The organism is Aquipuribacter sp. SD81 (genome assembly GCF_037153975.1).
GTDB lineage: Bacteria > Actinomycetota > Actinomycetes > Actinomycetales > JBBAYJ01 > Aquipuribacter.
On the sequence record NZ_JBBAYJ010000011.1, the window covers coordinates 37088 to 61234 of the forward strand.

The 24147-nt window shown below is 77.5% G+C and carries 24 protein-coding genes; 15 read left to right on the top strand and 9 right to left on the bottom strand.

Features of this window, described 5'->3' with window-relative positions; all coding sequences use genetic code 11:
* Positions 1–137 precede the first annotated feature (137 nt).
* Complete coding sequence (locus WAA21_RS08365; protein WP_336922324.1) at positions 138–1277, top strand: sensor histidine kinase; 1140 nt, start codon at positions 138–140, stop codon at positions 1275–1277.
* Positions 1274–1933 (top strand): response regulator transcription factor, encoded by a 660-nt coding sequence (locus WAA21_RS08370; RefSeq protein WP_336922325.1) that lies wholly within the window; start codon positions 1274–1276, stop codon positions 1931–1933. Before WAA21_RS08365 ends, WAA21_RS08370 begins: the two co-directional genes overlap by 4 nt.
* 39 nt (positions 1934–1972) lie before the next feature.
* Here the strand turns inward: WAA21_RS08370 and WAA21_RS08375 are convergent, their stop codons facing one another.
* Positions 1973–2665 carry a GNAT family N-acetyltransferase gene (locus tag WAA21_RS08375; protein WP_336922326.1) on the bottom strand — a complete coding sequence of 231 codons (693 nt, stop codon included), beginning with the start codon at positions 2663–2665 and terminating at the stop codon, positions 1973–1975.
* 70 nt (positions 2666–2735) lie between these two features.
* On the opposite strand from WAA21_RS08375, the gene WAA21_RS08380 reads away from it, so the two are divergent.
* The 4 genes from WAA21_RS08380 to WAA21_RS08395 are packed head-to-tail and all read left to right on the top strand — an operon-like array spanning position 2736 to position 5490.
* Positions 2736–3908: a VOC family protein gene (locus WAA21_RS08380; RefSeq protein WP_336922327.1), complete on the top strand. Its 1173-nt coding sequence runs from the start codon at positions 2736–2738 to the stop codon at positions 3906–3908.
* Between the two features lies 1 nt (position 3909).
* Complete coding sequence (locus WAA21_RS08385; RefSeq protein ID WP_336922328.1) at positions 3910–4122, top strand: zinc-ribbon domain-containing protein; 213 nt, start codon at positions 3910–3912, stop codon at positions 4120–4122.
* A gap of 13 nt (positions 4123–4135) precedes the next feature.
* Positions 4136–5056 (top strand): serine hydrolase, encoded by a 921-nt coding sequence (locus WAA21_RS08390; protein WP_336922329.1) that lies wholly within the window; start codon positions 4136–4138, stop codon positions 5054–5056.
* The gene (locus WAA21_RS08395; RefSeq protein ID WP_336922330.1) at positions 5053–5490 is read left to right on the top strand and encodes an ester cyclase; all 438 of its coding nucleotides are present in this window, start codon (positions 5053–5055) and stop codon (positions 5488–5490) included. Before WAA21_RS08390 ends, WAA21_RS08395 begins: the two co-directional genes overlap by 4 nt.
* 30 nt (positions 5491–5520) lie before the next feature.
* On the opposite strand, the gene WAA21_RS08400 is transcribed toward WAA21_RS08395, so the two are convergent.
* From WAA21_RS08400 to WAA21_RS08420, 5 genes are all read right to left on the bottom strand, one after another.
* Positions 5521–6477 (bottom strand): DUF808 domain-containing protein, encoded by a 957-nt coding sequence (locus WAA21_RS08400; protein WP_336922331.1) that lies wholly within the window; start codon positions 6475–6477, stop codon positions 5521–5523.
* Positions 6478–6576: 99 nt separating this feature from the next.
* Positions 6577–6738, bottom strand: a complete 162-nt coding sequence (locus tag WAA21_RS08405; protein WP_336922332.1) for a hypothetical protein — start codon at positions 6736–6738, stop codon at positions 6577–6579.
* Between the two features lie 60 nt (positions 6739–6798).
* Entirely contained in the window at positions 6799–7185 is a 387-nt protein-coding gene (locus WAA21_RS08410) for a DUF3592 domain-containing protein (RefSeq protein ID WP_336922333.1), read from the bottom strand.
* A 73-nt stretch (positions 7186–7258) separates the two neighbouring features.
* Positions 7259–7900: a mycothiol-dependent nitroreductase Rv2466c family protein gene (locus WAA21_RS08415; RefSeq protein WP_336922334.1), complete on the bottom strand. Its 642-nt coding sequence runs from the start codon at positions 7898–7900 to the stop codon at positions 7259–7261.
* A 59-nt stretch (positions 7901–7959) separates the two neighbouring features.
* Positions 7960–8295, bottom strand: coding sequence for a hypothetical protein (locus tag WAA21_RS08420; RefSeq protein WP_336922335.1), 336 nt, complete (start codon positions 8293–8295; stop codon positions 7960–7962).
* Positions 8296–8391: 96 nt separating this feature from the next.
* Between WAA21_RS08420 and WAA21_RS08425 the strand changes: the two genes are divergently transcribed.
* Positions 8392–8997, top strand: coding sequence for a nitroreductase family protein (locus WAA21_RS08425; RefSeq protein ID WP_336922336.1), 606 nt, complete (start codon positions 8392–8394; stop codon positions 8995–8997).
* 21 nt (positions 8998–9018) lie between these two features.
* Here the strand turns inward: WAA21_RS08425 and WAA21_RS08430 are convergent, their stop codons facing one another.
* Positions 9019–10497, bottom strand: coding sequence for a protein adenylyltransferase SelO (locus WAA21_RS08430; RefSeq protein WP_336922337.1), 1479 nt, complete (start codon positions 10495–10497; stop codon positions 9019–9021).
* 140 nt (positions 10498–10637) lie between these two features.
* On the opposite strand from WAA21_RS08430, the gene WAA21_RS08435 reads away from it, so the two are divergent.
* The 5 genes from WAA21_RS08435 to WAA21_RS08455 are packed head-to-tail and all read left to right on the top strand — an operon-like array spanning position 10638 to position 21288.
* Positions 10638–14351, top strand: a complete 3714-nt coding sequence (locus WAA21_RS08435; protein ID WP_336922338.1) for a DUF4132 domain-containing protein — start codon at positions 10638–10640, stop codon at positions 14349–14351.
* A 50-nt stretch (positions 14352–14401) separates the two neighbouring features.
* Positions 14402–15481, top strand: coding sequence for an ATP-binding protein (locus WAA21_RS08440; RefSeq protein ID WP_336922339.1), 1080 nt, complete (start codon positions 14402–14404; stop codon positions 15479–15481).
* Positions 15465–17951: a DUF5682 family protein gene (locus tag WAA21_RS08445; RefSeq protein WP_336922340.1), complete on the top strand. Its 2487-nt coding sequence runs from the start codon at positions 15465–15467 to the stop codon at positions 17949–17951. The genes WAA21_RS08440 and WAA21_RS08445 overlap by 17 nt, the downstream gene beginning before the upstream one ends.
* Positions 17948–19147 carry a VWA domain-containing protein gene (locus tag WAA21_RS08450; RefSeq protein ID WP_336922341.1) on the top strand — a complete coding sequence of 400 codons (1200 nt, stop codon included), beginning with the start codon at positions 17948–17950 and terminating at the stop codon, positions 19145–19147. The genes WAA21_RS08445 and WAA21_RS08450 overlap by 4 nt, the downstream gene beginning before the upstream one ends.
* Positions 19144–21288, top strand: a complete 2145-nt coding sequence (locus WAA21_RS08455) for a hypothetical protein (protein WP_336922342.1) — start codon at positions 19144–19146, stop codon at positions 21286–21288. Before WAA21_RS08450 ends, WAA21_RS08455 begins: the two co-directional genes overlap by 4 nt.
* Before the next feature lie 14 nt (positions 21289–21302).
* Here the strand turns inward: WAA21_RS08455 and WAA21_RS08460 are convergent, their stop codons facing one another.
* Positions 21303–22067, bottom strand: coding sequence for a peptidase S51 (locus tag WAA21_RS08460; RefSeq protein WP_336922343.1), 765 nt, complete (start codon positions 22065–22067; stop codon positions 21303–21305).
* Positions 22068–22159: 92 nt separating this feature from the next.
* On the opposite strand from WAA21_RS08460, the gene WAA21_RS08465 reads away from it, so the two are divergent.
* Genes WAA21_RS08465 through WAA21_RS08475 form a run of 3 tightly spaced genes read left to right on the top strand, consistent with a single transcriptional unit; the run spans position 22160 to position 23504 of the window.
* The gene (locus WAA21_RS08465) at positions 22160–22384 is read left to right on the top strand and encodes a DUF3072 domain-containing protein (protein ID WP_336922344.1); all 225 of its coding nucleotides are present in this window, start codon (positions 22160–22162) and stop codon (positions 22382–22384) included.
* An 8-nt stretch (positions 22385–22392) separates the two neighbouring features.
* Entirely contained in the window at positions 22393–22638 is a 246-nt protein-coding gene (locus tag WAA21_RS08470; RefSeq protein WP_336922345.1) for a DUF2630 family protein, read from the top strand.
* Entirely contained in the window at positions 22635–23504 is an 870-nt protein-coding gene (locus WAA21_RS08475) for a sulfurtransferase (RefSeq protein ID WP_336922346.1), read from the top strand. The genes WAA21_RS08470 and WAA21_RS08475 overlap by 4 nt, the downstream gene beginning before the upstream one ends.
* A gap of 65 nt (positions 23505–23569) precedes the next feature.
* Here the strand turns inward: WAA21_RS08475 and WAA21_RS08480 are convergent, their stop codons facing one another.
* On the bottom strand, positions 23570–24097 hold the full coding sequence (locus WAA21_RS08480) for an aminoacyl-tRNA deacylase (RefSeq protein ID WP_336922410.1): 528 nt from the start codon (positions 24095–24097) through the stop codon (positions 23570–23572).
* Between the last annotated feature and the right edge of the window lie 50 nt (positions 24098–24147).

A 24147-nucleotide genomic window follows, 5' to 3' on the forward strand; every position in this document is an offset into this window, starting at 1 on the left:
TCGTACGGTCCACGGTGGACGGGCGCGGTCACCGGGGCATCGGTCCGGAGGTCGGTCCTCGCTCCGCCCGGGGCACGACCCGGGTCTCGTACTTTCGGCGGGTACGCCGACGGGTGCCGGTCCCTAGGCTCGCCGTCGTGGTCGACGTCCGGCGCGCGGTGCGGCAGACGCCGCGGCCTGCCGGTGCCGCGCCCGTCGGCCCGCTCGACCGTCTGCTGGCCGGCGGGTACGCGGTCGCGGTCCTCACCGAGGCCCTCCTCCGCCCGGACGTCGAGTGGCGGGTCCTCGTGACGACCGTCGCGCTCGCGGTCGCCCCCGCCCTGCTCGTGCGACGGACCCGCCCGCTGCTGGCCGCCTCTGTCGGGTGGGGCGCCACGGCGCTGCTGTCGCTCCTGCAGCTCGCGGCCGGCACCGGCGACCTCGGGCTGTGGTCCATGACGGCGGTCCTCCTCCTGCTCTTCTCGCTCGTGCGGTGGGGCTCCGGCCGGGAGACGGTTCTCGGGACGGCCGTCGTCGCCGGCGCGACCGCGCTCGGCATGTACGCCTCGGCGACGGGACCGACCGAGGTGGTGGGCGGCACCGTCCTGCTGCTGCTCGTCGCCGCCCTCGCGGTCGTGTTCCGCTACCGCGCCGAGGTGTGGGAGCGGCGCCGGCGCGAGGTCCGCGACGAGGAGCGGCTGCTGCTGGCCCGCGACCTGCACGACACCGTCGCGCACCACGTGTCCGCCATCGCCGTGCAGGCGCAGGCCGGCGGGGTGATCGCCGCCCAGCAGCCGGCGCGGGCGGCGGCGGTCCTCGCCGCGATCGAGGCGGAGGCCTCGCAGACGCTGGCGGAGATGCGCTCCATGGTGCGGGTGCTCCGCGACGAGGACGTCGCCGCGTACGCACCCGGGCCGGGCGTGCCCGACCTGCAGCGGCTCGCCCGCGCTGACGGCCTGCCTGCCGTCGAGGTGACGCTGGACGGACCGTTCACCGGCCTCCCCGGGCCCGTCGGGGCCACGCTGTACCGGCTCGCGCAGGAGTCCCTCACCAACGCCCGGCGGCACGCCCGCGACGCGACCCGTGTCCGCATCGACGTGCGCCGGGCGGGCGGCACCGTGCGGCTGCGCGTCCACGACGACGGTCGCGGCGACGCCACGCGGGCGCCCGCGCCCGGCTACGGGCTGCGGGGCATGGCCGAGCGTGCCCGGCTGCTCGGCGGCTCGCTCCACGCCGGGCCCTGTCCCGAGGGCGGCTGGGCGGTCGAGGCGGTCCTACCGGTGGACCAGCGACCGTGACGGTGCGCGTCGTCGTCGCCGACGACCAGGACCTCGTGCGCACGGGGCTCACGATGATCCTCGACGCCCAGCCCGACCTCGAGGTCGTGGGGCAGGCGGCGGACGGGCACGCGGCGCTCGAGCTCGCGGCCCGGCTGAGACCCGACGTGCTCCTGGTCGACATCCGCATGCCCGGGCTGGACGGCGTCGAGGTGACGCGACGGCTGGCGGGACCGGCCGTCGCCGAGCCGATGGCCGTGGTCGTCATCACGACCTTCGACCTCGACGCGTACGTGCTCGGGGCGCTGCGCGCCGGGGCGCGCGGCTTCCTGCTGAAGGACGCCGGGCCGGACCTGCTCGTGCAGGCGGTCCACGCGGCCGCGGCGGGCGACGCGCTCATCGCTCCGAACGTCACCCGCCGCCTGCTCGCGACCTTCGCCCGGCAGGCACGGGCGGCACCGGTGCAGCCCGTCGACCCGCTGACCGAGCGCGAGGAGGAGGTGCTCGCGCTGGTGGCGCGGGGCCGCACCAACGCCGAGATCGCCGCGGAGCTGTTCGTCGGGCTCAGCACCGTCAAGACCCACGTGGCCTCGCTCATGACCAAGCTCGGCGCGCGCAACCGCGTCGAGGTCGCGCTGTGGGCGTACGAGGCGAGGTCGGTCGGTCCGGACGGCTGAGGTGCCGTCCGGCCGGCACCGGACCGTGCCGCGCGACGGTCAGCCGTCCCCGGGCCGCTCGACCCCGAGGAACCGGCGCAGCACCGCCGCTCCCTCCGTTCGTACCTCGGTCTCGGGTCGGCGGAACGTCTCCGGCGTCACCGACACCCGCTGCTCCTCGACGCCCACGTCGCCGTCGCGGGTGTGCTGCACGATGCGGCGGCGACCGTCCTCGACGTACCCCACCTTGCGGCTCACGGCGGCCGAGGCCGCGTTCCCGACGACGTAGCCGGACTCGCAACGCCCGGCGTCGAGCTCGTCGAAGGCGAACCCCACCACGAGCCGACGCATGAGGGTGCCGGTCCCCAGGCCGTGGTGCGCCCGCCCGAGCCACGAGCCGGTGAGGACGGTTCGCGTGAGGGGGAAGCCGACGGCGTGGAGGTCCTGCATGCCGACGACCTGGCCGTCGCGCCGCACGACGAGGGCGAGCCGCCACTCGTGGGGCGCGATGGTCGCGCGCTGCGTCCACCACCACGCGAGCGAGGTCGAAGGGAAGCCGTCGGGCTCACCCGGCGCGAAAGGTGCCTCGTGCCACGCCGACAGGAACGGCATCGGCAGTCCTGGCGCCTGGATGCCGCCTCGTACGACCTCTACGAGCTCGGGCAGGTCGTCGTCGCGCAGCACCCGCAGCTCCACCGGGCCGCAAGCGATGCGCAACGCGTACGGCGGGAACACCTCCTCGAGCGTGAGCACGCCTCATCCTGCCCGCCGCCGTGCGCCTGTGCCGGCGTTGCCGTCGGCCACGAGGACTACGGTGCCGGGCATGGCGCCACCCTCCACGCCCTGGCGGACGCTCGACGGCGTCCCGACCGCGTGGTTCGGGGCGCCGTCGCTCGTGGCCGGCGCCGCGGCCGCGGCCGCGGTGACGGGCAGCCGGCCCGAGGCCGTGGTCGACGTCCGGGCCACCGGCGTCCGGGTGCGCCTGCCCGACGGCCCGGACGACGGCTCGGTGTCGGACGCCGTCCGGGGCGCCGGCCTCGAGCCGGACCCGTCGGTCCTGCAGCAGGTGCGGGTGGTGTGGGAGACCGCCGACACCGGCGCCCTGGTGGCGTTCTGGTCCGGCGTCCTCGGGTACGACGTGGCCGCCGACGTGCTCCGCGACCCGCTGCGTCGCGACCCCGACCTGCTCCTGCGGCCCGCGACGGAGCACCGCCCGCTGCGGGGACGGTTGCATCTCGACGTCGTGCGTCCCACCGCCGTCGTCGAGCGGGTGCGGCCTGGTTCGCCGGCCGGACCGTACGCCGTCCGCCACGCCGACCCCGACGGCAACGAGGTCGACCTCGTGGCGGGTGACCCGCTCGGCGACGACCCGGCCACCGCTGACTGGTGCACGGTCTTCAGCGCGATCGCCTGCTACCGCGTCAGGTCGACCGCCCAGCAGCAGGACCTGGCCGGGAACGTCGCCCGGCTCGCGCACGAGGCTGGCTTCCCGCTGCAGGTCGACCTGCGGCCGGGCCTCGTCGTGCTCGACAGCGGCAAGGACCGGTGGGAGGCGGACGCGCACGGGCTGCCGCTCGACTTCGTCGACCTCGCAGCGGGCCTGCAGACGACCGCCCGCGGATCCGGCGCGGCGGTCGAGCCGGACCTGCCGCGCTTCGCCCAGCTGTTCCTCGACGCCGTCGACGTCGTCGCCGTCCGTGCCTTCTGGCAGGCGGCGCTCCGCTACGAGCCGGACCGTCGGGAGGGCGTCACCGACCTGCACGACCCGCGAGGGCTCGGCCCGACGCTCGTCCTGCAGGACATGGACCCGGCGGAGACGGACCGGCGGAGGCAGCGCGACCGCGGCCACGTCGAGCTCCTCGTCCCGGCCGAGGCGGCCGAGGCCCGCGTGCGCGCCGCGCTGGAGTCAGGCGGACGGCTGCTGGCTCAGGGCGACGGGCGACGGCTCGTCGCCGACCCGGAGGGCAACGAGCTCGCGGTCGTCGAGGAGCCCTGAGGTGTTCGTCCTCTTCGGCGTCGGCGACTCGCGTGACGAGCTGGGCCCGGGCGCCACGCGCACCTGCCCGCGCTGCCACAACACGACGACGTGGACCCGGGTCCGGACGTCGCGTCGCCTGACGGTCTTCTTCGTGCCGGTGCTCCGCTGGAGGCGCCGCGAGCTCGAGGTCTGCGGCATCTGCGGGACCGCGACGGAGGTGGGGCCGGCGTGACGGCGAGGCGAGCGTGAGGCCCGAGCGCCTCCTCGCCGCGTGCGAGAGCGCCCTCCTCCGCCCGGAGCACGCGCACGTCGTCGCCCTCGGGGTGAGCGACGGCACGCGGCGCCTGGTGGCCGGCCCCGACCCGGACGCCACGGGCGACGTCTTCTCCGTCACCAAGTCGGTGACCGCGACCGCGGTGCGCGCCGCGCTCGCCGACGGCGTCCTCGCCTCGCTCGACGACCCGCTCACCGTCCTCGACCGCGCGCCGGGCGTCACCGTGCACCGGCTGCTGTGCATGCGGCAGGCGTGGCGCGAGGACCCCGACATGGACGCCCTCGCCGGCACGGCCGCGGACCCGCTGCCCGCGATCGGGGCGGCCCTGGCGTCCGGAACCGCGGCGGACGGCAGGCCGCGCTACGTCAACGCCGCGGCCCACCTGCTCGTGCGCGAGCTCGACGCGCGCACCGGGTCGGCTGCTGGCTACCTCTCACGGCGCGTCCTGGCACCGGCCGGCGTCGGCGAGCACGAGTGGGAGCGGGACGCGACCGGTGCCCCCTGGGGCCACGCCCACCTGCACCTCGGGATCGCCGACCTGCTGCTCCTCGGCGAGACGTGGGCAGCAGCACGGCCGGACCTGCACCCGGGCACCTGCGCGCTCGGGCCGCCGGTCGCACCGGAGCACCTCGCCTACGGCGGCGGGTTCTGGCACGGGGAGGACGTCCTGCTCGCCGCCGGATGGGGCGGGCAGTGCGTGCTCGTGCACCTGCCGACGGGCACGGTGCTCGCGGCGCTCACCCGCACCGGCTGGACGCGCGAGTCCGGCACCGACACGCTGCCGAGCGGCTGGGCGAGCGGACGGCGGCTGTTCGAGGAGCACGCCCTCCCGCTGCTGCGCGGGAGCCCGGCGGGCCACCGGCCCGCCGACGACGAAAGGGGCACGAGGTGACGGAGCAGGACGGCGAGCACCTGCTGCGTACCTACCTCGCCGCCGGCGACGCGAGGGACTGGGGCGCTCTCGACGACGTGCTCGCCGACGACGTCGTCACCCGCTCCCCCGGCGGCAGCGTGCTCCACGGGCGAGCGGCGGCGGTCGAGGCGTGGCGGGCCGGGCACGCCGGCCTGAGCCGGCTGCGGCACGACGTCCTCACCGTCGTCGCGGCCGGGGACCACGTCGCCGCCCGGGTCCTCGTGACCGGCCACCACACCGGCCGCTTCCTCGGCGTGGAGCCGACCGGCGCCCGGGTCGCGGTCGACCAGGCCGTTTTCGCCCGGATCGCGCTCGGCCGCGTCGCCGAGGTGTGGGAGGTCGTCGACACCGGCAGCGGCCTGCAGCAGCTGGGGGTGCTCGGCGCGCGCCCGCTCGCGCCCGGCCGGGACTGAGACGGTCGGAGCCGCCCCGCGCCGGTCGCCTCAGTGCGCCGGCTGCGCCTTGCGCCCGCCGCGGGCCCGCTTGATGCCCGTCACCACCGCGACGACCACCGCGCCCGCGACGGCTCCGAGCAGAGCAGAGCCGAGCGTGTTGGTCAGCCACGCGAGCACGCCGCCGACCGCGCCGGTCGCCTCGCGCACGGCCTCCTCCGCCGCGTGGACGAGGTCGTACGGCCCGGTGAGGCCGAGCTCGTCGAGTCCGACGAGCAGGATGTGCCCGCCCACCCACAGCATCGCGACGATGCCGACGGTCGCCAGGAACGCGAGCACGCGGGGCATGAGTGCGACGAGGCCGCGACCCACCCGCTGTGCCGCGGCGCTGTCGCGCTCGGCGAGCCGCAGGCCGATGTCGTCCATCTTCACGATGAGCGCCACCACGCCGTACACGAGCGCGGTGATGCCGACCGCGACGACGAGGAGGATGACGGCGCGGGACAGCAGCGGCTCGTCGGTCACCTCGTCGAGGGCGATCACCATGATCTCCGCGCTGAGGATGAAGTCGGTGCGGACGGCGCCCTTGACGACCGTCGCCTCGTGCTCGGGTCCGGCGGCCGCGGCGGGCGTCGCGGGCGCGTGCTCGTGGTGGGCGATCTTCTCCCAGATCTTCTCCGCGCCCTCGTACGAGAGGTAGAGCCCGCCGAGCATGAGGATGGGGGTGAGGAGCCAGGGCAGGAACTGGCTGAGCAGCAGCGCCACCGGCAGGATGACGAGCACCTTGTTGATGAGGGACCCGCGGGCGATCCTGCCGATGATCGGCAGCTCGCGCTGGGCGGCGAGGCCCTGCACGTAGCGCGGGGTGACGGCGGTGTCGTCGACCACGACGCCCGCGGCCTTGGCGCTCGCGCGCCCGGCGGCGGCACCCACGTCGTCGACCGACGCCGCGGCCAGCTTGGCCAGGGCGGCCACGTCGTCGAGCAGCGCCACCAGTCCACCCGGCACGGCGGTACCTCCCGGTCGTCGGTCTCGTGCGCGAGGAGCCTAGACGCACGCGCCCCCGTCACCGCACGGGTGACGGGGGCGCGTTGGCCGGAAGGCGGGTCAGAGGCCCTTGCGTCGCAGCAGCCCGCTCAGCAGGCCACCGCCGCGCGCCGAGCCGGTGGTGGTGGCGGGGCGACGACGCGTGCGCCGCGTGCCTCCGCTCGAGGCGGCGGGGCCGGCGGCCCGTCGTGCCGTGCCGAGAACCTGTCCGATGATGCCCATGTGCGCTCCTCGTGTCGGGGTCGTGGGACGGACGTACCCGCCTGCGGGGGCGTCCACACCTCATCCCCCCACGACGTCGAGGACACCGAGCGCGACGACCACGGCACCGAAGCCGAGCGCAGCGAGCGACTGCGCCACGCGTCGCGGCGCGGGCAGCCGGACCTCTCCCGTCGAGGGGTCGCGTACGAGCGACACCTCGTCGCCGGTCCGGTACGCCTCCGGACGGTGCCCGTCCGGGGTCAGCACCCGGCGCTCGCCGGTCGCCGGGTCGCGGTACTCGACGGTCACGGCGTGGAGCCGTCGACCGTCGCTGGACAGGCTCGACCTCTTCTCCTGCACCGAGACGACCGTGCCGCGCAGCGTCTCCCCGCCCCTCGGCAGCGCGGTCGTCCGGGCGAAGTGGACGCCCGCGGCCACCACGAGAAGGCCGCAGACCACGAGCACCACGGGACCACTCCCTCCGTGCGGGGACCGTCCGCGCGCTTCCGTCGTCGGTCCAGGTCCTGCGAGCCGGCGTGGGTCAGGTGAGCGACGGCGGGCCGTTCCGGGCCCGCTTGAGCTCGGAGAAGGCGCTGGTGCCGGCCAGCAGGCGCAGCCCGTCGAAGAGGTCGAGACCCTCCTGGCCGCGGGCGACCGGCGTCATGACGGGACCGAAGAACGCGCGGCCGTCGACCGAGACGACGGGCGAGCCGACGCTGTCGCCGACCGCGTCCTGACCGGCCTGGTGCGACTCGCGGACCGCGGCGTCCAGCGACTCGTCGTCCTGTGCGTCCGCGAGCCCGACGTCCAGGCCCGCCGCCGCGACCGACTCGGTGAGGACGTCCGTCGTCAGGCCGCGCCCGCCGTCGTGGGCCCGGGTCCCGAGCTCGGTGTACAGCCGTCCGACGGCCCCGGCGCCCTCGCGCCGCCCGGCGGCTGCGAGCACCCGAAGCGCCCGTCCCGCCTGCCCCATGGCCTCGCGGTACTGCTCGGGCACGTCCTGCCCCTCGTTGAGGATGCCCAGCGACATGACGTGCCAGCCGACGTCGAACCCGCGCGCCTCCGCCACGTCGACCAGCCAGCGCGAGGTCAACCACGTCCAGGGGCAGGACGGGTCGAACCACATCTCGACGCGCTCCGGTCCGTCGGTCGTGGTGGGCGCGTCGGTGCTCGGCGTCGACATGCCTCGACGCTACGCGCGGCGAGCGGGACCGGCACGATCGGGAAGCCGTCCCCCCCGGCTCAGGGGTTGTACAACAGCGCCAGCGTCGTCAGCGCACCGAGCACCCCGAGGACACCCGTGAGGCGGTCGACGCGCGCGGGACGGTGCCGCGCCGCCGCGACCGCGGCCCCGGCGAGCAGGAACGCGGGCACGAGCCACCAGCCCAGCACGCCGTGCTCCTCCCACGGCCAGTGGGACACGTTGCCGGTTCGCACCACCTGCGGGGTGAGGCCGACGACGGAGACGAGCGGCCCGACGACGGCGAGCAGCAGCGCGAGGATGGTCAGGGACCGCCGGCGGGAGCCGCCGGCGGGGGCCCGGTCGCGGGCCGCCGGGACCCCCGCCGCACGCACCACGGCCGCAGTCTCACCGCTCCCCCCGCTCCCGCACCATGGACCCAGGTCCCTCCCGTCGGCCCGGAATAGATTGACGCGTCAATCGTTCGGACGGGCGTGACGACCGCACGTGACGCCCGGACCGCCGTCCCCCTGCACCCGCTGCTGGCCAGCCGCTGGAGCACCCGCGCCTTCGACCCCGCCGCGGAGCTGACCGCGGGCCAGGTGACCGCGCTGCTGGAGGCCGCCCGGTGGTCGCCGAGCGCGTCGAACACGCAGCCGTGGCGCTTCGCGGTGGCCCTGCGCGGCACGCCCGGTCACGACGCGCTGCTCGGGACCCTGGCGCCGGGGAACCGCGCCTGGGCGGACACGGCGTCGGCGCTCGTCCTCGTCGCGGCCGTGACGACGGGCCCGGACGGCGCGGAGCGGCCGTGGGCCGTCTACGACGCGGGCCAGGCCGTCGCGCACCTCACCGTGCAGGCCGAGCACGAGGGCCTGGCGGTGCACCAGCTGGGCGGCTTCGACCGCGACGCTGCGGCGCGGCTCCTCCCGGCGGAGGCCGGCACCCCGCTCGTCGTGCTGGCCGTGGGTCGCCACGACGCCGCGCTGCAGCTCGCGGAGCCGTTCGCCTCGCGCGAGACCGCTCCCCGGACGCGGCTCCCGCTGGAGGAGATCGAGGTCCCCCTCACGACCGGGTCCGCGGCAGCGCACCGCGCCGCCTGAGGCACGGGTGGTGCGCCCGCCTCAAGTGCCGCAGTACGTGACGTAGTCGCCGGTGCCGTCGGGTGCGGGTGCCGCGTACCGCTCCCGGCCCGGCTGCTCCTCGAACGGTCGGCGCACCACCTCGAGCAGGGTCCGCACCGGGGCCAGGTCCCCCGCGGTGGCCGCCTCGAGCGCCTCCTCCACGAGGTGGTTGCGCGGGACGTACACCGGGTTGACGGCGTCGGCCCGCGCCGCCTCCGGTCCCAGCGCGCGCCAACGAGCCAGCCAGTCCCCCGTCGCCGGAGTCGCCGGCAGGAAGCCGCGGACCGGGCCGTCGTCCCCCCGCGCGGCGGCCCCGAGGGCGCGGAAGGCGCCGGTCAGGTCGCCGCGCCGCTCGTGCAGCAGGCCGAGGAAGCTCTCCCCCAGCTCCGCCGCCTGCGCCGGCTCGACGTCCGCGCCGAGCCCGAGCTTCGCTCGCACGCCCTCGGCCCACGCCGCGCGGTAGCGGTCGGCGAACACCTCGACGAGCTCCGTCACCTCGGCGACGGCCTGGTCCACGGCGGTCGCGTCCTCCGGGTCGCGGGCGATGAGCGGCAGCAGCGTCTCCGCGAGACGGGCGAGGTCCCACTGGGCGACCGCGGGCTGGTTGCCGTAGGCGTACCGGCCGCCGGTGTCGATGGAGCTGTAGACGGTCGCCGGGTCGTAGGCGTCGAGGAAGGCGCACGGGCCGTAGTCGATCGTCTCGCCCGACACCGTCATGTTGTCGGTGTTCATGACGCCGTGGACGAAGCCGACGAGCATCCACCGGGCGACGAGCGCGGCCTGGGCGGACACGACGGCGTCGAGCAGCGCGAGCGCCGGCCGCTCCGCCGCGGCGGCCGCCGGGTGGTGCCGGTCGACCGCGTGGTCGACGAGACGGCGCAGCAGGTCGAGGTCGCCCGTCGCGCGGGCGTACTGGAACGAGCCGACCCGCAGGTGGCTGCTCGCGACGCGGGCGAGCACGGCCCCGGGCAGCACGCGCTCGCGGCGCACCGTCCCGCCGGTCGCGACGACAGCGAGCGAGCGGGCGGTGGGGATGCCGAGGGCGTGCACCGCGGTGCTCACCACGTGCTCGCGCAGCATGGGCCCGACCGCGGCCAGACCGTCGCCGCCACGGGCGAACGGCGTGCGGCCGGACCCCTTGAGGTGCAGGTCGCGCGGGCGGCCGGAGCGGTCGGTCAGCTCGCCGAGGAGCAGCGCCCGGCCGTCGCCGAGGCGGGGCGACCAGCCACCGAACTGGTGGCCCGAGTACGCCTGCGCGACCGGCTGGCTCCCCTCGGGCACGACCGTCCCGGTGAGCAGGCCGAGGCCCGCTCCGCTCCGCAGCCACGCGGGGTCCAGGCCCACCTCCTGCGCCAGGTCGTCGTCGAGGGCGAGCAGCCGCGGCGCCGGCGGGGTGACGGCCCGCCACGGCACGGCCAGCTCCGGCAGCTCGCGCGCGAAACGGCTGCCGAGGGGCACGTCGAGGGTCGGGGCGCTCACACCTGCGGCAATACCCCGCGTCGCCGTCCCATTCCGTCCCGCCCCCCCACCGCCCGCCGGTCGGGTCGGAGTACACGGAACCGGTTGTGGCGGTGGGCCCGGTCGCACCACGCTGCCCACGTGCGTCGAGGGGAGCGGTCATGAGCTGGCTGTCGAAGGTGCTGCCGGGTCGCGGGCCCACCGCGCACCCAGGTGCCGTGGCGCTCGCCGCGGTCCTGCGGGAGGGCCTGGGCCAGCTGTCCCGACCGGACGAGCTCGCCGCGTGGGTCGTGACGGGCCACCCTCACGACGGGCTCACGACGGCGACCTCCGACCCGGCGTGGCCGGACTCGCTCGTACCGACCCTCGTCAGCACGGGGCAGACCTGGGTGAGCCCGGTGCCGGGCGTGCAGCGGCACGCGCTCGCCGACCTGCCGCCCGACGTCCTCGACCGGCTGCTCGACCTCGTCGAGACGGCCGCGGCCGCCGTCCCGTGGGCGGCCGGGCCGGGGCGGAGGGCCGGCCTGCCCGCGTGGACGGACGCGCTCGTGCCCGGCACGACGGTCCTCACCCGCGCGCTCCTGGTGGACGCCGGGAGCCTCGAGGACCTCGAGGTGCGGCGCGGGCTCGCCGCCGGCGCGACGCTGCGGGCGTACGCGCTCCCCGCGACCGTGCCGTCCTGGCAGCAGTCGCAGCACCGCGCGCTGCTCGGCCTCCCCGGTCTCGCCGGAGCCCTGGCGCGGCACGTCGAGGCGGTGAGGCCGGCGCTGGGTGCCGGCGACCCGCCCACGCGGCTGAGGCTGCTCGACCTCCTCGGCCTCGCCGACGACCGGACCCTCGCGACACTGGCCCCGGAGCTCGCGGCGGAGGCGACGAGCGGCAACGCCAGGGTGCGGACGGCCGCGCGGGCGCTGCTCGTGCGCGCGGCGGCGTGCGGACCGGAGCAGGTCGCGGCACTCGACGCCCTCGCCACGGACGGGACCCCGGCGGTGCGCGCCCACGCGTTCCTCCTGCTGCACGAGCTCGGGGACGACGAGGCGCGCCGCGGCGTGCGCGAGCGGGCCCTGGCCGACCGCGCCGCAGGCGTCCGCGAGCTCGTGGAGCGCTGGGACGCCGCCGCGGCGGATGCGGTCGAGCGCGGGTCCGAGGGACCGGGGACCGGCGGGAGCGTCGACCCGGCGGCCCTCGGCTGGTCCCCGCCCGTCCGCCAGGATCGTGGGGCGGAGTGGGCGGTGCCCCTCACCGCGGACGTCGAGCGCTGGGTCGACGACGTCCTCAGCAGGCTCGCCCAGCTCGACCAGCAGTACTCCGGCCGACGGACGCCGACCGTCGCCCCCGGGGACGCGCGTCGGCGGCGCGCACAGCTGCGGGCACACCTCGCGAGCACCGACGTGCGCAGCGGTGGTGCGCCCGCCACCGGTACCGACCCGTCGTGGCCGGTCGTCCACGCGGTCTCCCGCGCCACGCCGTCCGGGGTCCCGCTGGTCGCGGTCCTCAAGGCGCTCGACGTGCTCGGCGCGCTGCCGGCCGACGCCCGCGCCGCGGTGGCCGGCTCGTGGTCCGGCCCGGCGCGCGCCGTCGGGACCGCGGTGCAGCGCCTGCACGGCGCGGAGGGGCCGACGCTGCTGGAGGTCGCGGACGCGCTGGCCGTCATGGGGGTCGGCGCCGAGGTCGCCGGCCGCGCCTACGCCCTGAGGTGGCAGGGTCTCGGCGACGGCTGGCCCGAGGAGCACCTGCGCGGCTTCTTCGCCTGCTACGGCTCGACCGCCCTCGACCTGCTGGACGAGGACCGCGTGAGCTACGAGGTCGACCGGGCGCGCCTGCTCCGCGGGCTCGGCCTCGTCGAGCACCACCCGCGCGCCGTCCTCGAGCGGCTCGTCGCCCTCGCCGTCGGCACGCGCACGAGCGACCACGAGGCGGCGCAGGACGCGCTCGGGCGCGGTGCGACCGCTCGGGACCAGGCGGTCGCGGCGCTGCGTGAGCGCCGTGCCGGCGCCCGCCAGGCGGCCGCCCGCTGGTGCGCCCGCCTCGGTGACCCGAGCGCCGTCGACGCCCTGGAGGCGGCGTTCCGGACCGAGCGGGACGACCAGGTGCGCAGCGCACTGCTCGACGCGCTCGAACGGCTCGGCCGTCCCGCCCACCTCTACCTCGACCCGGCCTCGCTCGCCGCCGACGCGGACAAGGGGCTCCGCAAGGGGGTGCCGGCGTCGCTGGCGTGGGTGTGGTGGGACGGCCTGCCGCCGCTGCGCTGGGCCGCGGACGGCACCGAGCTGCCGCTGCCGGTCGTGCAGTGGCTCTGCCTGCAGGCGGTCAAGGCCCGCTCGCCCGAGCCCGGCGCGGTGCTGCGCCGCTACGGCGCGCTGCTCGAGGAGCGCTCCCGCGGCGCCTTCGCCGTCTCCCTGCTCCAGCAGTGGGTCGCGGAGGACACCCGCCCCGTCGACCCCGCCGACGCCGAGCAGGCCGCGCGGGCCGAGGCGGCCGGGCTGCACCGCGGCCTGCAGCAGTACCCCGGCTACTACCCGAACCACCCGATGCACGGGCGCAGCCTCGAGGAGGTCACCGCGTGGCTGCTCCCCGGGCACCTGCGCCGCCCGCGCGGGTCGGCGACCTCGAGCAAGGGCGTGCTCGCGGTCGTCGGGGCCACGGGCGACGAGCGGGTCGTGCCGGTCGTGCGCGCCTACCTCGCGGAGTGGTACGGCACCCGCGCCGCGCAGTGCAAGGCGCTGCTCGGCGTCCTCGCGTGGGTGCCCGCCCCGGCCGCCACCCAGCAGCTGCTGCAGGTGGCCGACCGCTTCCGCACCAAGGGGGTGCAGCAGGAGGCGGTGAGGCTCGCGCAGCAGGTCGCCGACGTCCGCGGCTGGACGACCGAGGAGCTCGCCGACCGCACCGTCCCGACGGCCGGCTTCGACGCGCGCGGCGAGCAGGTCCTGTCCTACGGCGAGCGCGCCTTCACCGCCGTCCTCGACGCCGACCTGACCGTGCGGCTCCGCACGGACGACGGCCGGACCGTCAAGGCCCTCCCGGCGCCCCGCAGCAGCGACGACGCCGAGGCCGCGGCCGCCAGCAAGCAGGCGCTCGCGGCCGCCCGCAAGGAGGTCAAGGGCGTCCTGCAGGCGCAGCGATCACGGCTGCAGCAGGCGCTGGTCAGCCAGCGCACGTGGGACGCCGACCTGTGGGCCGAGCACGTCGTCGCCCACCCCCTCGTCGGCCGGCTCGCCCAGGGCCTCGTGTGGGTGCTCGAACCACCGGGACCGGGGACGGCGGGGGACGGTGCACCGGCAGGGGCGGGGCCGCTCGTCGTCCGCCCCCTGCCGGACGGCAGCCTGACCGACGTCGACGACGAGGACGTCGAGGTGCCCGCCGGGTGGCGGGTGCGCCTCGCCCACGACGCCGTCGAGGGCCCGGAGGTCGCGGCACGCTGGCTCGAGCACCTCGCGGACTACGAGGTGACGCCGCCCTTCCCGCAGCTGGGCCGGCCCGTGCACCGCCCCGAGGACTCCGACACCGACGCCGTCACCGACGTCCGCGGCACGCTCGTCGCCTCGTCGTTCCGGCTCCGCGGTCGGGCCACCGCAGCGGGCTGGGCGCGCGGTGAGGTGGGCGACGGCGCGACGTGGACGGAGTACGTGCGCACCCTGCCGGGCTGGCGCGCCGAGCTGGAGCACTCCGGCCTGGTCGTGCCCGAGGAGGACCACCCCGTCGCGCTGCTCGCGCTCCGCTTCCGCGCCGTGGCGCCCGACGGGACGGTGGCGCCCACCGCCACCCCGCTCGGGAGCGTGCCCGCCGTCGTCTACTCCGAGTGCCTCACCGACGTGCGCGGCTTCGCGTCGCTCGGCGCCCACGACCCCGAGTGGCAGAAGGCGGCGGCGTGGTGACGGGCGGGGTGACAGGCGGAGCGGGGGACGGGAGCGACCCTGCGCTCGGCGTGCTCCGCGCGCCGGCGGAGGTCGTGCACGCCGAGGAGCTCGCGCGCCTCGCCGCGGCCGACACGGGTCCGCGTCCGCCCGGCTGGCGGCTGTCACCGCGCGCGGTGCGCGCGTTCGTCGTCGGCGACGAGCGGCTCGGGGTGCGCCGGAAGTTCTGGGGCGACGACCCTCTCGTCGACCGCTGCGTCGTCACGCTCATGAGCCAGCGCGGGCTGCTGCTCGTGGGCGAGCCCGGCACCGCCAAGTCCATGCTGTCGGAGCTGCTCGCTGCGGCGGTGTCCGGTCGCTCGGGTGTCGTCGTGCAGGGCAGCGCCGGCACGAGCGAGGAGAAGATCACCTACTCGTGGAACTACGCGCTCCTGCTCGCCGAGGGGCCGAGCGAGCGCTCGCTCGTGCCCGGCCCGGTGTACGAGGCGATGCGCGACGGGGTGCTGTGCCGCTTCGAGGAGATCACCCGGGTGCAGCCGGAGGTGCAGGACACCCTCATCGGACTGCTGAGCGACAAGGCCCTGCACGTGCCCGAGCTGGCCGGCGGTGACGCGGTCCTCTACGCCCGGCCCGGCTTCAACGTGCTCGCGACCGCGAACCTGCGCGACCGCGGCGTCCACGAGATGTCGAGCGCGCTCAAGCGACGCCTCGGCTTCGAGACGGTCCGGCCCGTACGGGACCGCGCCCTGGCCCGGCGCCTCGTCACCGAGCAGACCGACGCGCTGCTCGCCCGCGCCGAGGTGGACGTCCGGCTGCGGCCCGAGGTCGTCGACCTGCTCGTCACCGCCTTCCACGACCTGCGCGAGGGCATGACGGAGGACGGCACCGTCGTCGAGCGGCCGACCGCGGTCCTGTCCAGCGCCGAGGCGGTCGCCGTCGGGTACGCCGCGTGCCTGGACGCGTACTACCTCGGCGACGGCGAGGTCGACGGCGGGCACGTCGCCCGCCAGCTCGTGGGGACCGTCCTGAAGGACAACCCGGACGACGGCACCCGGCTGCGCCACTACCTCGACACGGTGGTGGCGGCCAGGGCGCGCCGGCAGCCGGTGTGGCGCCCCGCCCTCGACGCGCGTCGTGACCTCGACCGCTGAGGTCCGCCGCACGGCGGCGGACATGCTCGGTGAGGACCTCGTCGTCGTCCCGGTGCGGCACCACAGCCCGGGGTGCGCCCTGCAGGTGGGCCGCGCGGTGGAGCGGCTGCGACCGAGGGCGGTCCTCGTCGAGGGGCCGCGGTCCTTCACGGGCCTCGTCCCGCTGCTCACCGACCCCGCCACGGTGCCTCCCGTGGCGGTGTACGCGTGGGCGGCCGCCCCCGACGGCGTGACCCGGCACGGCGCCTACCACCCGTTCTGCGAGCACAGCCCCGAGCTCGTCGCCGTGCGGGCGGGTGCGGCGCTGGGCAGCGACGTCCGCTTCGTCGACCTCGACCCGACCGAGCAGTGGCTCCTCGACCGAGCGGGCCGCGGTGAGGCACCCGCGCCCGTCGACGAGCGCGCGGGGCGGCACGGCACCGGCCCGCGCGCGTCGGAGGGGCGGACCGGACCGCTGCAGGACGAGCGGCACCTGCGTCACAGCCGCTCGCTGTCGGCGCTGGCCGCCCGGCTCGGCTGCCGCGACCACGAGGAGCTGTGGGAGCACCTCTTCGAGGTCGACGCCCCGCACCTCGACCTCCGCCAGCACGTCGAGCGGGTCGTCGCCTACTGCCTGCTCGCGCGCACCGACAGCGACGGCGCCGCGCTGGAGCGCGATGGCACGCTCGCGCGGGAGGCGGAGATGGCGTGGCACGTCGCGCAGGCGCTCGACCGACCCGGCGACGGCCCCGTCCTCGCGGTGGTCGGCGGCTTCCACGGCGTCGTGCTGCCCGGGCTCGTGGCCGCCGTCCGCGGCGGCGCGCTCGCGCGACCGGCCGTGACCGTGCCCGCGGACGTCGTGGGCGGGCACGCCCTCGTCCGCTACTCCAGCGACCGCCTCGACCGCCTCCAGGGGTACGCCGCCGGCATGACGTCGCCGGCCTGGCACCGCCGCGTGTGGCGTGCGGTGCAGGAGGGGGCCGACGCGGGCGCCGCGCGGCGCGCGGTCGCCCTCGACGTCCTCCAGGACGTCGCCGACCTCGCGCAGCGGCAGTCCCGTCGCACCGTGCCGCTGCCGCTCGTGCAGGCGGGCTACGAGCAGGCGCTCGGCCTCGCGGCGCTGCGGGGGCGCGCCGGACCGGTCCGCGAGGACGTCGTCGACGCGTGCGGCAGCGCCTTCGTCTCTGGCGACGTCGACACCGACGGCGCCGGCGTGCTCGCCGCCCTGCGCTCGGTGCTCGTCGGCGACGACCTGGGCCGGGTGCCACCCGGGGCGGGCAGGCCGCCGCTGCTCGCCGACACCGAGGCGCGGGCCCGCGCGCTGCGCCTGCACGTCGACGACGTCGAGCGCCGGCGCGCGGACCTCGACGTGTACCGCCGCCCCGACCACCGCCGGACGAGCCGCTTCCTGCACGCGCTGGGCTTCCTCGGCGTCCCGTTCGCCGTCCGCCAGGCGGGCCCCGACTTCGTGCACGACGTCGACCTGCACCGCGTGCGCGAGCGGTGGGAGTACGCGTGGGGCGCGGCGACGGAGGCCGCGCTGGTCGAGCGGTCCGCATACGGCTCGACGCTCGCCGACGCCGTCCGGGCCCGCTTCGAGGAGCACGTCACGGAGACCGTCGCCGAACAGGCACCCGACGCGCTGCGCGGGGCCCGGACGCTCGTGCACGCGTGCGTGCTCGGCCTGCACGACGCGGTGCCCGACGTGCGCGCGCACGTGACCGCCGCGCTCGCGGCCGACCCGTCGTTCGCGTCGGTGGCCCGGGCCACCGCCACCCTCGCGGTGCTGCTGCGGGCCCGGGAGCCGCTGGAGGCCGACCGCGTGCCCGACCTGCAAGCGCTCGTGCGGGCCGCCGGCTCGCGCGCCCTCTACCTCGCGCGCGGTCTGGCCGCCGAGGAGCCCGCGGACACCGCGGCCGAGGAGGAGACCGCCGACGGGCTGGTGCGGCTGCGGGGCCTGCTGCTGGAGCCCGAGGCGGCGACGGCCCTCGACGAGGACGTGCTGTGGCAGGTCGTGGCCGCGGCGGCGGACGCCGTGGCGCAGCCGCTGCTGGCCGGTGCCGCGACAGGTCTCCTGCACGCCGCGGGGCGCCTGGCCCCGGGGGCCCTGGGGGCGCGGCTGGCCGGGCGCCTCGCCGGGGCCGGCGACCCCGCCGCCGCGGCGTCGTACCTGGTGGGCGTCCTCCGCACCGCGCGTGAGGCGGCCTGGCAGGACGACGACGTGGTCCGGGCCGTCGACGACCGGCTCGCCGAGTGGGACGACGTCACGTTCGTCGCGGCGCTGCCCCGGCTGCGGCTCGCCTTCACCGGGCTTACGCCGCGCGAGACCGACCGCGTCGCCGAGGCGGTCGCGGCCCGGCACGGTCGCGCCCGCCTGGACGTGTCGGTCGTCCGCGAGGTCACCGCCGAGGAGGCGGCCGGCGCGGCCGCGCTGAGCGCCGACGTCGTCGCCGCCCTCGACGCGCACGGCCTCGCGGGGTGGACGCGGTGAGCGACGCCGGACCCGCCCGGGTCGGTGCCCGGGGGCCGGCGGAGGCCGACGCCGAGGTCGAGCGGACGCTGCAGCGCTGGCGGCTCGTCCTCGGCCCGTACGCGGACCAGCGGCTGCCGCGCCTCGCGGCCGCGTCGACGGCGGAGCGCCTCGACGCGGCCCTGCACGCGCTGTACGGCCGCGAGCTGCACGGCCGCGGTGCACGCGGTGAGGGCGGCGCCGAGGAGGACGGGCCGCGCACCGGGTCGCTCGGCGGCTCCGCCCCCACGGTGGTGGCGTGGCTGGACGAGGTGCGCCAGCTCTTCCCGCAGCGCACCGCCGAGGTCGTCGAGGCCGACGCCCTGCAGCGCTACGGGCTCACCGAGCTCGTCACCGACCCGACCACCCTGGAGCGCCTCGAGCCGAGCCAGGAGCTGCTCGAGACGCTGCTCGCGCTGCGCGGGCACCTGTCGCCGGACGTCCTGCACCTCGTGCGCCGGGTCGTCGAGCACGTGGTGGAGGAGGTCCGACAGCGGCTGCAGAGCGAGGTGCGGCGCGCCCTCACGGGTCGCGCGAGCCGGACGAGCCACACGGTGCTGCCGAGCGCCGCGACCTTCGACGTGCACGGCACGATCCGCGCGAACCTGCACCGCTGGGACGCGGAGAACCGGCGCCTGCCCGTCGAGCGGCCGCTGTTCTTCGCCCGGAACGCCCGGCGCCTGCCGTGGGACGTCGTGCTGTGCGTCGACCAGTCCGGTTCCATGGCCTCCTCGGTCATCCACAGCGCCGTCATGGCGGGCATCCTCGCCGGGCTGCCGTCGCTGCGGGTGCGCCTCGTCGTCTTCGACACCGCCGTCGTCGACCTGTCCGACCGGGTGGAGGACCCGGTCGAGGTCCTCCTGTCGGTGCAGCTGGGCGGCGGCACCGACATCGCCGCCGCGGTCACGTACTGCGAGGGGCTGGTGGAGAACCCGACCCGGACGGTGCTGGTCCTCGTGACGGACTTCTGCGAGGGCGGCCCCGTCGGCCGGCTCGAGGCCGCCGTCGCCCGGCTCGCGGAGGCGCGGGTCACGATGATCGGCCTGGCGGCCCTGGACGGTCGGGCGGAGCCCGCGCACGACCGCACCGTCGCGGGTCGCCTCGCCGCCCGTGGCATGCGCATCGCGGCGCTGACGCCGGACGCCCTCGCCCGCTGGCTCGCGGAGGTCGTGTCGTGAGCGGGACCAGGGCCGCGGCCACCCTGGCCCGGCTCGACGACGAGGCGCTGGAGGTCCTCGCCAGCGCCGGTCTGCTGCGCCGTGCCCGCAAGGACCTGGCTCGCTCGCAGCCGCAGGTGCTGGAGGACGGCTCCGTGCTGCGGGCGGAGGTCGACGGGCACGAGGTCGTCGTGGGTGTCGCCGGGCCCGCCGCGGCCACGTGCTCGTGCCCCGCCGCGGGCACGTGCCAGCACGTGCTCGTCCTCGCGCTGCACGCCCGCACGGTGACCGCCGGCGAGTCGTCGGCGCGGCCCGGCGCCCCCTCGTCGGGCGGGACCGGCCGCGCCCCTACCGCCGCTCCCGACCCGCTCGGTCACCTGGCGGCGGTGCCGGTCGAGGACCTCCTCGCCCACGCAGGGCGCCCCGGCTACCGGTGGGCCCACGACGCCGTCGTCGACCTCGACCTCGCCGCGGACGTCCGGGTCCGTTCCGACCCCGACGGGTCGGTGACCGTGTCGCTGCTGCGGCCCCGGGCGACGCTGCGGTGGCTCGGCGGGCCCTGGCAGGAGGCCGTCGTCTCCCCCGCCGGGGGGCAGGCGGCCCGGTCGCGCGTCGCGGCGCTGCTCGCGGTACGGCGGGCCACCGGCGCCGACGTGCCGCCGCCGCCCGCCCCGGTCGCGCACCGCGGCGGCCCCGAGGACGACGCGGCCGGCCGGGGCGAGGTGGAGGCGCGCGAGCGGGCCCGGAGCGCAGCCGGCGACCTCCTGCTCGACTGCGTGGCGCTCGGTCTCGCCCACGTGGACGACGACGTCCGCGAACGGGCCGAGACCCTCGCCGTCTGGACGCAGACGGCCGGGTACCACCGGTTGTCCCGGGTGCTGCGGGCCGTCGCGGACCAGGTGGGCTCCCAGCTGCGGCGGCACGCCGCCGCGGACAGCGCTCGGCTGCTCGACACCCTCGCGACCGGTCACGCCCTCGTCGCGGCGCTGGTGGTCGCCGAGCAGGCGGCGCGTGACGGCGGGCCGGACGTGCCCGTCACGCTCACCGGCCGCGCCCGGGGGCGTTTCGTCGAGGTCGACCGGCTCGACGTCCTCGGCGTCGGCGGCGTCCCGTGGCGCTCCGCCACCGGCTTCGTCGGCCTCACCACCTACTGGTGGTCGCCGGCCCGACGGCAGGTGCTCTCGTGCACCGACGCCCGCCCGGAGACGTTGCGCGGCTTCGACCCGCGCGAGCGCTGGACCCAGCCCGGACCGTGGACCGGTCTCGTCTCCCCCGCCGCGGGCGCCGGCCGGCTGCTGCGCCTCACCGGGGCGCGCCTGTCCGACGACGGCCGGCTGTCCGCGGTCGAGTCGACCGTCGCGGCCGCCCTGCCGGCCCCGGCCGACCTGGCCGCCCTCGCCCTCGAGCCCTGCGAGCGGTGGGCCGACCTCCGCGCTGGGTCACCCCGCGCGACCCTGCTCGCGGACCCCGCCGCCGAGCAGCAGGTCGTGCTGGTGCGGCCCGCCGACGCCGGCGCGCCGGCGTTCGACCCGGCCCGCCAGGTGCTCGTGTGGCCGCTGGCCGACGCCGACGGCGACGTGCTCGGCGCCGAGGTGGCGTGGGGACCGTACGGGGCGGCGGCGGTCCGTCACCTCGAGGCGGTCGGTGCCTCCCTGGCGACCGGGACCCTCGTGTGGGCCCGGGTGCGCAGCCGCGCCGGGACCGCGGTCCTCGAGCCGGTCTCCACGTGGCCCGGGCCGGGCGGCGACGTCGAGTCCGTGCACCTGCCCACCTCCGGCTCGCCGAGCCGACCGTCGGGACGGTCTGGCCCGTCGGGTGACGCTCCGGGCCCGACGCCACGCGCTCGCGGGGCCGACGGGGCCGACGGGGCCGAGCCCGACGGGGCCGAGCCCGACGCCCCGGCCGTGCCCGCGGCCCTCGCCGCGCTGCGCGGGTGGAGCGTCGCGACGGCCGAGCGCGGCACCTCCCCCGCCGCGACCGCGCGGGCGTGGCAGGAGGTGGCACGGCTGCGCCGCCGCGCCGCGGACGCCGGCTGGACGGCGCTGCCCGACCCGACGCGCACCCCGGTGGGCGACGCGAGGGCAGCCGCCGCGGCCGTCCTGCGGACGCACGCGGTGCTGCTGCAGCACGAGCGGCTGCTCGGGCGCGCCGCGGGACTCTGACGCCGTCGACCCGCTCAGGACAGGTCGAGCGGGACGCGCTCCCCCGTGACCAGCCGCACCACGCCGACGTCGTGACGGTCCGTCCCGCCGCTCGCGTCGCTCCCGTCGCGGCCCGGGCGTCGCGTCACCCACCACACCGCCCCGCGTCCCACGACCGTCGCCGTGCCGTCGACCACGGTGACGGCGGTGTCCTCGTCCACGGCCAGCACCCGGTCGAGGTGCCCCGCGGTGACCGCCGCGACCGCCCGGCCGAGCGTCCCCCAGGCCCCCGCGTGCACGTCGATCCCGAACGGGACGAGCCCGAGGCCGTCGACGACCGACACGTGGTCGAGGTCCTCCGACGCGTCCTCCGGGCAGACCGGCACCCCGCCCTCCCGCCAGCCGCCGACGAGGGCGCGGTCGGCGGCGACGGCGGCACCGGCGGAGAAGCCCGCGTACGGCCGGTCGTGGTCCGCGAGCCAGTCGCGGACGCCCGCAGCGGCGGGCGCCAGCGCGGCGGCGTAGGCGGGCGTGAGGCCACCGCACACCAGCAGCGCGTCGGCGTCGGCGAGCGCGGCGACGTCGAGCCGGCCGCCCTCGGGCACGAGCACGGGCACCGGCTCGCAGGCGCCGGTGGCGCGCAGGACCGTCTCCCAGCGGGCGAACTGCGCGGGGCCGTCCCCTTCGTCGAGCACGACGCACGCGACGGTCGGCCGCCGGCCCCCCGCCTCGAGGAACGGGCCCCAGACCGCGTCGCGTGCGTCGTCGCGCCACCCGCCGCCGATCAGCTGCACGAGCACGCGGCACGCCCCTCTCCGGCCCGCGCGACCGGCGGGCGCCCGCCGCACGCTACAGCGGGCGGGTGTCCGAGGTGCCGCCTACCGTCTGCTGCATGACCGACGCACCCACCGACAACGGCAACGACGGAACCCCGAGCGGGGCCGAGAAGCCCGTCGAGGACTGGGCGACCGGCGACGAGCCGGCCACCGGGCCCCAGCTGTCCTACCTGCACACGCTGGCCCGCGAGGCCGGCCGCGACGTGCCCGACGACATCACCAAGGGACAGGCGTCGCAGATGATCGACGAGCTGCAGCAGCAGACCGGCCGAGGGGCGTAGGAGGCACCGTGCGGGACGAGGAGATCCTCGCCGAGATCCACCGCATCGTCGACGACGAGCACCGCACCCGCGAGGCCGCGCAGCGCGACGAGCTCACCCCGGAGCAGGAGCGGCAGGAGGTGCAGCGCCTCGAGGTCGCCCTCGACCGGTGCTGGGACCTGCTGCGACAGCGCCGCGCCCTGCGCTCGGCCGGTGAGGACCCCGACCGGGCCGAGACGCGCTCGGAGCAGGTCGTGGAGCACTACCGGCAGTGACCCCCAGCGCGCACGGCGGCGGAGCCGGTGACCCGTCGGGGTCCCGGCTCCCGCCCGTCGTCGGGCCCGGCGACCTGGCCGGCGTCGAGCCGCCGCCCGTCCTCGTCGACGTGCGCTGGTACCTGGACGGGCGCTCCGGCGCCGACGCCCACGCAGCGGGCCACCTGCCGGGAGCCGTGTTCCTCGACCTCGACCGCTGGCTCGCCGCGCCCGCCGGCGGCGGCGGCCGGCACCCGCTGCCGGACCCCGGGACCTTCACCGAGGGCCTCGCCGCGGCCGGGATCGGCGACGACGACCACGTCGTCGCCTACGACGACGCCGGCGGGGCGGTGGCCGCCCGGCTCGTCTGGCTGCTGCGGGTCACCGGCCGCTCGGCGGCGCTGCTGGACGGCGGGCTGCGTTCGTGGACCGGACCGCTGCAGTCGGGGTCCGTCGAACGGGCCCGCACGGCACCGCAGGTGAGGCCGTGGCCGCCGGCGGCCGTCGCCGACGCCGCGGCCGCCGCCGGCAGCGGCACCGTGCTGCTCGACGCCCGGGCATCCGAGCGGTACCGCGGTGACGTCGAGCCCGTGGACCCGCGCGCCGGTCACGTCCCCGGCGCCCGGAACCTGCCCGCGACGGACCTGCTCGACGACGACGGTCGGCTGCTGCCGGTCGAGCGACTCGCCGCCGCGTTCACGGGTGTCGGCGCCGGCGCCGACGCCGACGTCGTCGCCTCGTGCGGGTCCGGGGTCACCGCGTGCCTGCTCCTCGTGGCCCGTGAGCACGCCGGGCTGCCGCCGGGCAGGCTGTGGCCGGGCTCGTTCTCCGAGTGGTCCCGCGACCCGGCCAACCAGGTCGTCACCGGTCCCTCGCCCAGCGCCTGACACCGTTGGGAGGCCCCGTCCGTGGCTCGGCCCGGCGCCGTTCCGCGCTGCGGCCGACCGTGCCGTCAGGTGCCCGGCGAGTCCGGGCCCGTGGTGACGTCGGCGACCCGGGCGTCGACCGCCTCGAGCAGCTCGTCGGCGTCGACGACGACCGCGACCCCGTGGGCGCCCGCACCGATCGAGACCTCACCGGCCCCGGTGAGCGAGGCGTCCGCGACGACCGGCCACGCCCGCAGCGACCCCAGCGGCGTGATGGTGCCGCGCTCGTAGCCGGTCGCGTCCCGCGCGGCGGCGGCGTCCGGCATCGACAGCCGGTTGACGCCGAGCAGGCCGCGCAGGTCCGGCCACGAGATCTCCCGGTCGCCGGGCACCAGCACGAGCAGGAAGTCGTCGTCGCCCCGCCGGACGACCAGCGTCTTGACCACCGCCGCAGGCGTCACGCCGCGCGCCTCGGCGGCCTCGGCGAGGGAGCGGACCGGGCCGTGGCGGACGACGCGGTAGCGCAGCCCGAGCGCGGCCGCCGCCGCCAGGGCCCTCCGCTCGCCGTCACCCGGTCCGTCCGGCTGGTCCGCGGGCTCCGTCGTACCCGTCACCCGGTCCGTCACGGGGCCCGAGCGTAGGGAACCCCGCCGGTCCCGCGCAC

What these genes read in the sequence shown, in the direction of transcription:
- WAA21_RS08405 (WP_336922332.1), bottom strand. Translation starts at nt 6,738, where the DNA reads ATGGGCATCATCGGACAGGTTCTCGGCACGGCACGACGGGCCGCCGGC.
- WAA21_RS08415 (WP_336922334.1), bottom strand. Translation starts at nt 7,900, where the DNA reads ATGTCGACGCCGAGCACCGACGCGCCCACCACGACCGACGGACCGGAG.
- WAA21_RS08465 (WP_336922344.1), top strand. Translation starts at nt 22,160, where the DNA reads ATGACCGACGCACCCACCGACAACGGCAACGACGGAACCCCGAGCGGG.
- WAA21_RS08435 (WP_336922338.1), top strand. Translation starts at nt 10,638, where the DNA reads ATGAGCTGGCTGTCGAAGGTGCTGCCGGGTCGCGGGCCCACCGCGCAC.
- WAA21_RS08380 (WP_336922327.1), top strand. Translation starts at nt 2,736, where the DNA reads ATGGCGCCACCCTCCACGCCCTGGCGGACGCTCGACGGCGTCCCGACC.